This is a genomic window from Vibrio sp. 10N.261.54.E10, assembly GCF_002877735.2.
In the GTDB taxonomy this organism is placed as follows: domain Bacteria; phylum Pseudomonadota; class Gammaproteobacteria; order Enterobacterales; family Vibrionaceae; genus Vibrio; species Vibrio crassostreae_C.
Genome location: NZ_MCXE02000001.1, coordinates 1,443,376 through 1,455,454 on the forward strand (window position 1 = coordinate 1,443,376; position 12,079 = coordinate 1,455,454).

Sequence of the window (12,079 nt, forward strand, 5' to 3'; positions counted from 1 at the left end):
TGAGATAACTTTGACTCAATAGAGTTTATTCCTCTGTTCAATTCCGTTATCTTAACCACTTCGCAATAGAATAAAAAAGCTATCACATGCCATTAAAAACTGATGAGTTGAGAACCCAAGCTCTGGGTCCTATGCCAACTCCTGCCGAACTAGGCAATGCACACCCTATTACTGACGACGTTGCTGAGCGCATTAAAAATTCTCGCCGCCAAATCGAAGATATCCTAACTGGTCGTGATAACCGCCTATTAGTTATCGTAGGCCCTTGCTCTGTTCACGATACAGATGCGGCACTTGATTACGCTGAGCGCCTAAGCAAAATTCAAGACCAGTACAAAGATGAACTGTTCGTTGTAATGAGAACCTACTTCGAGAAGCCTCGTACTGTTGTAGGTTGGAAGGGTTTGATTACAGATCCTAACCTTGATGGTTCATACGCACTTGAAACAGGCTTGAACAAAGCTCGTAAGCTTCTGCTAGATATCAACAAGCTTGGCCTAGCTACCGCGACTGAATTCCTTGATATGATCACAGGTCAGTACATTGCAGACCTTATCACTTGGGGTGCGATTGGCGCTCGTACAACTGAATCTCAGATTCACCGTGAAATGGCTTCTGCACTGTCTTGCCCTGTTGGCTTCAAGAACGCGACCAACGGCAACATCAAGATTGCTATCGATGCAATTCGTGCAGCACATGCTTCACACTACTTCTACTCTCCAGATAAGAACGGCCGCATGACGGTTTACCGTACTTCTGGCAACCCATACGGTCACGTTATTCTACGTGGTGGTGATAAAGGCCCTAACTTCGACGCTGAATCTGTAGATACTGCATGTAAGCAACTGGCTGAATTCGATCTACCTCAACGTTTGGTTGTAGACTTTAGCCACGCTAACTGTCAGAAGCAACACCGTAAGCAGTTAGAAGTTGCACAAGACATTTGTGAGCAAATTAAATCTAACAAGAACCAAATTGCAGGCATTATGGCAGAGAGCTTCATTATTGAAGGCAACCAGCCAATGACAGACATTAACAACCTAGAATATGGCAAGTCGATTACTGACCCATGCCTAAGCTGGGAAGATACTGCAACAATGCTAGACATGCTTGCAACAGCAATTAAAGATAGAAACTTAGCTTAAGGAAACAACACAATGCCATCATTTGACATTATCTCTGAAGTAGAAGCAGTAGAACTGCGTAACGCAGTAGACAACGCAAACCGTGAACTATCGACTCGTTTCGATTTCCGCGGCGTTGACGCAAGCTTTGATTACAAAGATGAATCAGTAAAATTGACTGCTCAAGACGATTTTCAACTGAAGCAAATGCGCGATATCCTTCGCAGCAACCTAACGAAGCGTAATGTTGATCCTAACGCGATGGAAGCGAAAGCGGCAGACCAAACAGGTCGCACTTGGCACCAAACGGTTATCTTTAAGCAAGGCATTGAAACTGATGTCGCTAAGAAGATCGTTAAGCTAATCAAAGACAACAAAGTTAAAGTTCAAGCTTCTATCCAAGGCGACAAAGTTCGTGTTACTGGTAAGAAGCGTGATGACCTACAAGCTGTTATGGCTCTAGTTCGCGGCGGTGAACTTGGTCAACCTTTCCAGTTTGACAACTTCCGCGACTAATTATTGAGTTTGAGCGACCGCCTATTTGGGTTGCTCATTCATCAGCACAATGTCGTGTTTGAAATAGCAAAAAGCCACTTCCCGAAGTGGCTTTTTATTTATCTGGTCCAGCTTTAGTTTTATTCCGAGCCTCTAGCCGATTTCAAACAACCAGAAAGCTCTCATTTCAACTAGAAGCAATTACCTCAACTGAGTACTTGGGCTGCTGACAATTTTAGATCTTTGCCGACCAACAGATTAAACTCTACGCTTGCTGGTGGAATAAACACACACACTCGTAATTTCTCTGCTCTTGCTTGCTCAAGCTTTGTTGATAGCTCTCCGCTGTTGGCGTAGCTCTCTCTTTCTGCATCTCGGCGGCACAGGTCGATAAATTCAAATGGACAATCGCTCGGTGAAAGTACGAGCTCTGCCTCCTGCATCAAACGTAAAGCCTTCATAGACAGCAGCTCGACATCTTGCTCGAATTCAATCCAAGTGACCTGCCCTTCGCTATCAATGCCTTCGGTTAGCGCTTGCTGGTAGTAAGACTCTAACTGCTCTCTGTCATTCACCTGCTCGATAAAGCTGGATGACAAGAAACGCTCCCAAAATTTACGACGCTCGTCGACGGTTGGGAATGACTCTTTGATTGAATTGCGTTTTGATGCACCGAAGTCTGCTATCAAACCTATGTTTTGTGGCAATACCGTTTCGAGTTTTTCTCTGATATTTCTTACTAAAACAGGGGATGCCCCGCCACTAGAGATGGCAATTTGGATTCTGCCGCGATTTATCATCGAAGGTGTGATGAAGTCGCAGTAAGGAAGATCGTCAACCACATTGACTAAAATGCCCAGTTTTTTCGCATCATTATACACTTGGTGATTCAAGCTTGGGTTGTCTGTTGTGGCCCAAACCTGCAAGTAATTTTTCGATATGATCTGTGACGAGTAAAAGTTTTGAACCCAGTGAAGCTTGTTCTCGTCCACAAGCTGCTTTAAGTAAGGCGCTACCTTGGGAGACACCAAAGTCACATCCGCTCCCGCTCGTAGTAAGCTATCGACTTTACGGCAAGCAACCTCACCCCCACCAACCACTAAGATTGGCTTATTTTCTACATCCAAAAACATTGGGAAATAACGCATGTTCTTCCTTGAGACTACTTCAATAACTATTCAGCCATGCTACCAAATTTGGAGCATATTCATAACTATCGAAGTGTAATAAAAATATTTATTGACCAAATTTCAACATTTCTTAAGTTTAATATTTCATCATTGTGATGTTTATTCAGAATATTTATCTAGTCGATTATCAATATAAAAATCTAAATCTCGTTGCACCAACAGTGTGAACCGTTGCACTATTTACATTCACTTAACATTTGGTCATTCTAATTGTGTTCGGATTTGTGATTTCATTCAAAATTCTTTTTAAATTATACATTTGTGAAACTACGGATCCTTTCCTAACCTTATAAACAGTTGTTTAAATCGCACACAGTTTCATTTGCAAAATGCAACTCGTTTAATTTGAACAACAAGGTCATAGAAAACGCAACACATAAGAGAAACTCAAACGAGCACGAGTATCAGGTGTCACCTGGTTAACAAGGAAGGATACAAATGACAAATAAACTAACACTTCTTGCTTCAGTAGTAGCTGCATCAACTGCGATGATGGCAACATCGGCATCAGCGGCAGAAAGCACTCTGGACAAAGTCACATCTCAAGGTTTTCTAACTTGTGGTGTAAGTACCGGTCTTCCAGGGTTCTCTAACCCTAACTCAAAAGGTGAATGGGAAGGAATTGATGTTGAGTATTGTCAAGCTCTTGCAGCGGCTGTACTCGGTGACAAGACTAAAGTTAAGTATGTACCTCTAACAGCAAAAGAGCGTTTTACTGCGCTTCAATCTGGCGAAATCGACGTACTATCTCGTAACACAACATGGACATTACATCGTGACACTGCTCTAGGTCTGAACTTCGTAGGCGTTAACTACTACGATGGTCAAGGCTTCATGGTTAAGAAAGAACTTGGCCTAACAAGTGCTCAAGAGCTTGATGGCGCTTCTGTATGTGTTCAATCAGGTACAACAACTGAACTTAACCTAGCCGATTACTTCCGTAACAGTGGCATGTCTTACAAGCCAGTGGTATTCGATACGGCAGCACAAACATCGAAAGGTTTCGACGCAGGTCGTTGTGACGTACTAACAACTGACCAATCTGGTCTATACGCACTTCGCCTAAACCTAGCTGATCCTAAATCTGCAGAAGTACTTCCTGAAATCATCTCTAAAGAGCCTCTAGGCCCTGTTGTTCGTCAAGATGATGATCAATGGTTTAACGTTGCTAAGTGGACACTTTCAGCAATGATTAACGCGGAAGAATACGGCATCTCTTCTAAAAATGCAGACGAAATGCTTAAGTCAAAAGATCCAAACATCAAACGTATTCTTGGTGTAGACGGTCCTAAAGGTAAAGGCCTTGGCATTCGCGACGACTGGGGGTACCAAGTAATTAAGCAAGTTGGTAACTACGGTGAGAGTTTTGAGCGTACTGTTGGTACAGGTTCTCCACTTCAAATCTCTCGTGGTGTAAATGCATTATGGAATGCGGGCGGCTTTATGTACGCTCCACCAATCCGTTAATAAATTTTCAAGCATCAATTAGGGCGGAGTTTTCCGCCCTATTTATTAAATGGATTTGAGGTTATAGTAGTATGAAACCTAATGAAACTATTTCTCCAGCTCAGGCAAAGCCACAGCCCAAAAGTGCCAACTTATTTTACAACCCCACTTTTCGCTCCATCATTTTCCAAATTATCGCCGTCGGGGCGCTTTGTGCTTTCTTTTACACGATTGTAAATAATGCACTCACAAACTTAGATTCCCGTGGTATCACCACTGGTTTTGATTTTCTCTCCCAAGAAGCTGGTTTTGGTATCGGCTTAACACTGATTGAATACGACGAGACCTTCTCATACGGTCGTACATTCTTTATCGGTCTTCTCAATACCGCTTTGGTTTCAGTACTCGGCATCATGCTAGCGACAGTGCTGGGCTTTAGTATGGGTATCGCTAGACTCTCTTCAAACTGGCTAGTTAGCCGATTTGCAGCTGTCTACATTGAGATATTCCGAAATATCCCTCTGCTATTACAAATCTTTTTCTGGTATTTCGCCGTTCTACAAGCCTTGCCTTCTGCTCGTCAAAGTATGAGTCTAGGTGAAGCAATTTTCTTGAACGTACGCGGGTTGTACTTCCCTGCTCCAGTCTTTGAGCAAGGCAGTAGCATTGTCATCGCATCATTGATTGTCGGTATTATCGCTACGTTTATTATCAACATCTGGGCTAAGAACAGACAGAAACTGACCGGCCAACAAACACCGATGTTGCGAATTGCAGCTGCGTTGATTTTAGGCTTACCGTTGATAACTTACTTTGTTATGGGCATGCCTATCTCTGCAGATTACCCTGTGTTGAAAGGGTTTAACTTCAAGGGTGGTGTTACGATAATCCCTGAGCTTGCTGCATTGATGCTCGCTTTAAGTATCTATACAGCAGCGTTCATTGCTGAGATTGTTCGTTCAGGTATTAACGCGGTAAACCATGGGCAAACTGAGGCTGCGATGTCTCTAGGCATCCCACGTTCTAGAACTCTAAAGCTTGTCATTATTCCACAAGCATTAAGAATCATTATCCCACCACTAACCAGTCAGTATCTAAACCTGACCAAAAACTCATCACTTGCGATGGCCATTGGTTATCCTGATCTTGTCTCTGTATTTGCAGGAACAACACTTAACCAAACTGGACAAGCTATCGAAGTAATCGCGATGACAATGGGCGTCTACCTAACCTTGAGCCTATTAACGTCCGCTCTAATGAACATATACAACCGCAAAGTAGCATTGGTGGAGAGATAAGATGAGTACACATCAATTTCAACCTGATCTTCCGCCTCCAGCGAATACCGTTGGGCCAGTCGGTTGGTTAAGAAAAAATCTATTTAATGGACCTGTTAACAGCGTCGTCACTGTGATTCTTGCTTACTTTGCTTTCACCCTATTATGGGCAATAGCGGATTGGGCATTCATCAGTGCCGACTGGATAGGAACCACACGTGATGCCTGTACTAGCGAAGGCGCTTGTTGGGTTTTTATCAGCGTTCGTTGGGACCAATTCATGTATGGCTTCTACCCAGAAGCTGAACTGTGGCGACCTCGCCTCTTCTATGCAACGTTGGCCATTTTTGTAGCCTTACTGGCTTATGAAAAAACACCTAAACGTACGTGGATTTGGTTGTTCTTCGTCAACATCTACCCATTTATCATTGCTGGCTTGCTATACGGTGGCGTCTTTGGGTTAGAAGTTGTTGATACCCATAAATGGGGCGGCCTACTGGTTACACTGGTCATCGCACTTGTTGGTATTGTAGTGTCACTCCCTATTGGTGTTGCACTTGCTCTTGGGCGCCGCTCAGAGATGCCGATCATTCGCAGTATGTGTACCGTATACATCGAAATTTGGCGTGGCGTACCGCTCATTACAGTTCTATTCATGGCTTCAGTAATGCTGCCACTCTTTTTATCAGAAGGGACAGAAACCGATAAGCTCATTCGAGCACTTGTAGGGGTAGTTCTATTCAGTGCAGCCTACATGGCCGAAGTAATTCGAGGTGGTCTACAAGCAATACCAAAAGGCCAATACGAAGCAGCTGATGCTCTGGGGTTAAGCTACTGGAAAAAGACTGGGCTTATCATTCTACCTCAAGCTCTTAAAATCACGATTCCTTCAATTGTGAACACCTTCATTGGTTTGTTTAAAGATACCAGTCTTGTTTTGATTATTGGTATGTTTGATGTACTAGGAATTGGCCAAGCCGCGAATACCGACCCTGAATGGCTTGGGTATTCAACAGAAAGTTATGTATTTGTCGCGTTAGTGTTCTGGGTGTTTTGTTTTGGCATGTCGAGATATTCGATATGGCTAGAAAACAGACTTCACACCGGTCACAAACGATAATTAACAAGATCAAGGACGTATTATGACGCAGCAGACAGAAAACAACTCTCAAGGTCTTATGATCGAGTTGAAAGACATGAACAAGTGGTACGGTGAATTCCACGTACTTAAGAACATCAATTTAGAAGTTAAAAAAGGCGAGAAAATCGTTATCTGTGGCCCTTCAGGCTCTGGTAAATCAACGATGATCCGCTGCATCAACCGATTAGAAGAGCACCAAAAAGGTCATATCTTCGTTTCAGGTAATGAATTAACGGAAGACCTAAAGAACATCGAAGCCGTGCGTAGAGATGTCGGCATGTGTTTCCAACACTTCAATCTGTTTCCACATCTGACGGTATTAGAGAACTGTACTCTGGCTCCAATCTGGGTCAAAAAGATGCCAAAAGAAGAAGCCGAAGCGATTGCAATGAAGTACCTAGAGCGCGTAAAAATCCCTGAGCAAGCGGACAAGTTCCCAGGTCAGCTTTCAGGTGGTCAACAGCAGCGTGTAGCTATCGCTCGCTCTTTGTGTATGAACCCTCAAGTGATGCTGTTTGATGAGCCAACGTCGGCGCTCGATCCAGAAATGGTTCGTGAGGTGTTAGACGTAATGGTTGAGCTTGCAGAAGAAGGCATGACGATGCTTTGTGTAACGCACGAGATGGGCTTTGCTAAAGAGGTCGCGGATCGCGTTATCTTCATGGATGCCGGTGAAATCATAGAAGAGAACAACCCTGTCGATTTCTTTGAAAACCCACAATCAGACAGAACGCAGAACTTCTTAAGCCAAATCTTACACCACTAATGTGTTATGATGCATAAACTACAGAGGCGGCTTAGGTCGCCTCTTTGTTTTCAGTGTTATAATTAGTTTTTCAAGATTATAAACAGCGATTCAGTGCGATTAAAATTGAACAACGAACCTTAACTGCACTTTAAGAAATACTTTGTTACACCTTCAGAAACACTTAACCGACTATTTTGATTATTATTTTACGTATACAAGAGGAATGAGAGACTTGATTTTTCGAACTTTCACCCCCATAAATGTACTAATAACTATTAAAGTCACCTTACGAGGAAGATTATGAACAGCCCTATGTTTTCACGCACAGCATCTCAAGAAAGTGCTCTGCAAACCAATAAAGTGTTGCGTAACACCTACGCATTACTGTCTATGACACTACTTTGGTCTGCTGTTGTAGCAGGCGTATCCATGGCGATGAACCTTCCTCGCCCGGGTCTTATTATCATGCTAGTTGGCTTCTACGGCCTACTTTTCCTAACAGAAAAGAACCGTGACAACAGCATGGGTCTAGTCTTCACATTCCTATTTACAGGTTTCTTAGGCTACACCATCGGTCCAATCTTAAACATGTACGTTGGCGCAGGCATGGGTGATGTCATCCTAACTGCACTTGGCGGTACAGCACTGGCGTTTATGGGCGCATCAGCTTACGCACTAACAACTAAGCGTGACCTGTCGTTCCTTAATGGCATGCTATTAGCTGGTTTCGTAGTACTACTTGTAGGTATGGTTGCAAACATCTTCCTACAAATGCCTCTACTATCATTGGCAATGAGCGGTATGTTCATCCTGTTCTCGACTGGTGTTATCTTGCTTACAACGCAAAACATCATTCGTGGCGGTGAAACAAACTACATCTCTGCAACGATCAGCTTGTACGTATCGATCTACAACATCTTCATCAGCCTACTAAGCATCCTAGGCATCATGGGCAGCGACGACTAATCGTTCCCATCATTGAAGAATATCTAGCCCAAGAGCCTACCTCTTGGGCTTTTTTGTATCTATAAGTACGATATTTCATTGGATAGCTACAATTTCTGTTGAGAAAGACAAACTTGGTCATGTACCCTATCCGCATAGTTAATTGGATTCTGGATTAAACATGTTTGAATATAACGGCAAGCAAATCGAAACCGACGCTCAAGGCTACCTATTGGATTACACGCAATGGGAAGAAGGCATGATTGAAATTCTTGCTCAAGACGAGGCGATTGAACTTACAGATGCACACTTAGAAGTCGTACATTTTGTAAGGAGCTTTTACGAAGAGTTCAACACCTCACCAGCGGTTCGCATGCTCGTTAAAGCAATGGAAAAAGCTCACGGCCCAGAAAAAGGCAATAGTAAGTACCTTTTCAAGTTATTCAAAAAAGGCCCTGCAAAACAAGCGACCAAGCTCGCCGGTTTACCTAAACCAGCAAAGTGCTTGTAAAACCTAACCCGCTTTAGGTCATTAAGTTACGTTCAATATAAAATACTGTAGTGCTACAACTACAGTATTTTAAACGCCCCTATGCGTACGTCTTGGCGCTCACTATCTTTAACTTGATGCATCACAACGTTGTCTACTGTTGCGCTCGAAGGGCCAATATAGAGCCAAGCATGTAACTTCTCAATTTGCTGACTCTCTCCGACAACTAACACTTCAACTCGACCATCATTTAAGTTCTTTGCATAACCTGAGAGACCCATAGCTTGCGCCTGCCTACTGGTGTGGTAACGGAACCCAACACATTGAACTACGCCTGACACGACAAAAATATATTGTGAACTTTCCATAACGTTGCCTCATAAATTATATGAATGATATAGTCGAGTTTCTATTCATTCACCGCTTATTGGTGGACTTACTTCGAGTATAACGATTATGAAAGAAATCCCATTTCGTTGGATTGACAAATATCTCATTCACCTAAAAATCCAAGAAAAGTTCTATCTATTCTTCTTATTGCCTCTTCTCGCCCTGGTTATATTAACTCTCGTTTTAGATAGTGCCGCGGACTCTTTACTTGCTCACCTTTATCAAGAAGAAATGCTCTTGATGAAAGGGCTTATCGAAGCGGGTCAACTCACTAAAGATCAAGTAGCTCAGCTTGTCAGCAGCTCTGAAACCATCTCTTTAGGCTACGGTGCTGGTTCTGTTTCAGTGATGAATGGAGCGTTCAGCCTAGTTGCTAACCATGACCAAAACCTTTGGTCTGCTCTATCGACGACTCAGGTTTCTATCATCGCTGTAACCCTAACGCTTATCGCACTAGGTGTTTACTACATCATGACCTTTATTGGCGGCGCGATGTTCTCTATGAACAAAGCTCTGAACACGCTTGCGAATGGCGACTTAACTTGCCGCATGAACTACTTCTTAGTTCGTGACGAGTTCAGCGAAATCGCGATTACAATCGATAAAGTTGCGGAGCGTGAACAAAACATGGTTCTATCAATCCAAGAGTCTGTCGCTCTCATGCAGCACATCAGCTCGGACTTGAACCAAGACATCTCAGGTAACCAACAAGAACACCTGAATAGCTTAGCAAGTGCAACGGAACAAATGGCGGCTACCATTCGCGAAGTCGCTACCCTTGCTCATGCGTCTAGTTCACAAACGATGGACGCTCGCGGCGTTGCTCAGAGCGGTCAATTAAAGGTTTCAAATACATTGGAGTCTATCTCTAGCCTATCTCAAGAGATCCAATCCGCTTCACAAGCAGTAGAAGAGCTGGATGCCAACGCTGCGCAGATCGATGAAGTAGTCGCAACCATCAACGGTATTTCTGAACAGACTAACCTGTTGGCGTTGAACGCCGCTATCGAAGCCGCACGTGCTGGCGAGCAAGGTCGTGGATTTGCTGTTGTTGCCGATGAAGTTCGTGCCCTTGCCGGTCGTACTCAGAAAGCAACGGTTGAAATCCAAAGCATGATTGAATCATTACAACGTAACAGTCAATCGCTGACCAAGCTGATGGAAGTCACAGTGAACAATGCTAACGAAGGCCAAACACTGATGTCAGAAGTGAACGTCGAGATCGGTTCATTAGCGGAAAAGAACCAGTCTATTTCAGATAGCAGCACTCAAATTGCTACCGCGGCTGAAGAACAAGGCGCAGTCGCTGACAACATTGCACAGAGTGTTGAAGAGATTCGTCATCAATCAGACAGCATCTGCGAGATGATCAGTAAGAGTAATTCCAATGTTGACCAACTTCGTAAACAAAGCGATGCGATGGAAGGTTTGCTGACAGGTCTTAAAGCTTAATACTGTTCTCCAACCACAATGTGTTGATTAATCATTACTAGGGCTGCTTCTGCAGCCCTTTCTTATTTGCTTTTCACCTGTACTTCCCCGACAATACCCCTCCTTCAAATTCAACAAACAGAGTAAATTATGACTCCTTCAATTCATCTAGCTAAAGGCCGAGATAAATCACTACGCCGCAAACACCCTTGGGTATTTTCACGCGGTATCGATAAGGTCGAAGGCGAACCAAAACAAGGTGAAACTGTAGACGTATATGCTCAAAATGGTCAGTGGCTTGCAAAAGCGGCTTACTCACCAGAATCTCAAATTCGAGCTCGTGTTTGGACATTTGAAAAAGAAGAGATCAACAAGGCGTTCTTCGTAAAACGAATTCAAGACGCACAGTCTTTACGTGAAGACATCATTGAGCGTGATGGTCTAACGGGCTACCGCCTAACGGCCGCAGAGTCAGATGGCTTGCCAGGTATCACAATCGACAAATACCAAGACTTCCTTGTTTGCCAACTGCTAAGTGCTGGCGCTGAGTTTAACAAAAGCGTATTAGTTGAAGCGTTAATCGAGTGCTTCCCTGATTGCAACATCTACGAGCGTTCAGACGTGGCAGTTCGTAAGAAAGAAGGCTTAGAACAGGTTGTTGGCGTTCTTCACGGTGAAGAGCCACCTAAGTCAATTGTGATTGAAGAAAACGGCGTTAAGATCAGCGTGAACATTATGGAAGGCCACAAAACGGGCTTCTACATGGACCAACGTGATAGCCGCAAAGAATCTATGAAGTACGTTAAAGGCAAAGATGTCCTTAACTGCTTCTCATACACGGGTGGTTTTGGCCTTTACGCGCTTAAAGGCGACGCAAAGCGTGTTATCAACGCTGACGTATCTCAACTAGCTCTTGATACAGCTAAATTCAACGCTGAACTTAATGAGTTTGATATTTCGAAAAAGCGCGCTGTGTTCCTAAATGCTGACGTTTTCAAACTGCTTCGTGAGTACCGTGATCAAGGCACTAAGTTTGACGTAGTGATCATGGACCCACCAAAGTTTGTTTCAAGCAAGAATAACCTAACTTCAGGCGCTAACGGCTACAAAGACGTTAACATGCTTGCAATGCAAATCCTGAAACCAGGTGGCACTCTACTCACCTACTCTTGCTCTGGCTTAATGGGTACTGATTTGTTCCAAAAAATCATTGCTGATGCAGCATTAGATGCAGGCCGCACTGTTAAGTTCGTAGAACGCTTCGAGCAAGCAGCCGACCACCTAACAGACACTGCCTACCCAGAAGGTTTCTACCTGAAAGGCTTTGCTTGTAAGGTTTTATAATAGCGACTAAAAATAAAAACCACCTTACACAAAGGTGGTTTCTGTTTGGGCTAGAGAC

12 protein-coding genes are annotated in these 12,079 nt (G+C 43.6%); 10 read left to right on the forward strand and 2 right to left on the reverse strand.

Annotation, left to right across the window (positions count from 1 at the left end; translation table 11 throughout):
* Positions 1–86 precede the first annotated feature (86 nt).
* Positions 87–1,145, forward strand: a complete 1,059-nt coding sequence (locus tag BCU07_RS06455) for a 3-deoxy-7-phosphoheptulonate synthase (protein WP_017059698.1) — start codon at positions 87–89, stop codon at positions 1,143–1,145.
* 12 nt (positions 1,146–1,157) lie between these two features.
* Entirely contained in the window at positions 1,158–1,640 is a 483-nt protein-coding gene (locus tag BCU07_RS06460) for a YajQ family cyclic di-GMP-binding protein (RefSeq protein ID WP_017063832.1), read from the forward strand.
* A gap of 185 nt (positions 1,641–1,825) precedes the next feature.
* Here the strand turns inward: BCU07_RS06460 and BCU07_RS06465 are convergent, their stop codons facing one another.
* Positions 1,826–2,767 carry a bifunctional precorrin-2 dehydrogenase/sirohydrochlorin ferrochelatase gene (locus BCU07_RS06465; RefSeq protein WP_017059700.1) on the reverse strand — a complete coding sequence of 314 codons (942 nt, stop codon included), beginning with the start codon at positions 2,765–2,767 and terminating at the stop codon, positions 1,826–1,828.
* Between the two features lie 480 nt (positions 2,768–3,247).
* On the opposite strand from BCU07_RS06465, the gene BCU07_RS06470 reads away from it, so the two are divergent.
* The 6 genes from BCU07_RS06470 to BCU07_RS06495 all read left to right on the forward strand — a co-directional run bounded on the left by BCU07_RS06470 (position 3,248) and on the right by BCU07_RS06495 (position 8,877).
* Complete coding sequence (locus BCU07_RS06470; RefSeq protein WP_017059701.1) at positions 3,248–4,276, forward strand: amino acid ABC transporter substrate-binding protein; 1,029 nt, start codon at positions 3,248–3,250, stop codon at positions 4,274–4,276.
* Positions 4,277–4,347: 71 nt separating this feature from the next.
* The gene (locus BCU07_RS06475; protein ID WP_017066316.1) at positions 4,348–5,553 is read left to right on the forward strand and encodes an amino acid ABC transporter permease; all 1,206 of its coding nucleotides are present in this window, start codon (positions 4,348–4,350) and stop codon (positions 5,551–5,553) included.
* Between the two features lies 1 nt (position 5,554).
* A complete protein-coding gene (locus BCU07_RS06480) occupies positions 5,555–6,652 on the forward strand; it encodes an amino acid ABC transporter permease (protein WP_017066317.1) in 1,098 nt (365 codons plus the stop codon).
* 22 nt (positions 6,653–6,674) lie between these two features.
* Entirely contained in the window at positions 6,675–7,439 is a 765-nt protein-coding gene (locus BCU07_RS06485; protein WP_017059704.1) for an amino acid ABC transporter ATP-binding protein, read from the forward strand.
* 282 nt (positions 7,440–7,721) lie between these two features.
* Positions 7,722–8,387 (forward strand): Bax inhibitor-1/YccA family protein, encoded by a 666-nt coding sequence (locus BCU07_RS06490; protein ID WP_017057206.1) that lies wholly within the window; start codon positions 7,722–7,724, stop codon positions 8,385–8,387.
* Between the two features lie 160 nt (positions 8,388–8,547).
* Positions 8,548–8,877 carry a TusE/DsrC/DsvC family sulfur relay protein gene (locus BCU07_RS06495; RefSeq protein WP_017057205.1) on the forward strand — a complete coding sequence of 110 codons (330 nt, stop codon included), beginning with the start codon at positions 8,548–8,550 and terminating at the stop codon, positions 8,875–8,877.
* Positions 8,878–8,936: 59 nt separating this feature from the next.
* Here the strand turns inward: BCU07_RS06495 and yccX are convergent, their stop codons facing one another.
* Positions 8,937–9,224 (reverse strand): acylphosphatase, encoded by a 288-nt coding sequence (gene yccX / locus BCU07_RS06500; protein WP_017059706.1) that lies wholly within the window; start codon positions 9,222–9,224, stop codon positions 8,937–8,939.
* An 88-nt stretch (positions 9,225–9,312) separates the two neighbouring features.
* Here yccX and BCU07_RS06505 point away from each other — a divergent pair, with 88 nt between their 5' ends.
* The gene (locus tag BCU07_RS06505; protein WP_102428946.1) at positions 9,313–10,698 is read left to right on the forward strand and encodes a methyl-accepting chemotaxis protein; all 1,386 of its coding nucleotides are present in this window, start codon (positions 9,313–9,315) and stop codon (positions 10,696–10,698) included.
* Positions 10,699–10,827: 129 nt separating this feature from the next.
* Complete coding sequence (locus tag BCU07_RS06510; RefSeq protein ID WP_017059708.1) at positions 10,828–12,021, forward strand: class I SAM-dependent methyltransferase; 1,194 nt, start codon at positions 10,828–10,830, stop codon at positions 12,019–12,021.
* The last annotated feature ends 58 nt before the right edge of the window (positions 12,022–12,079 follow it).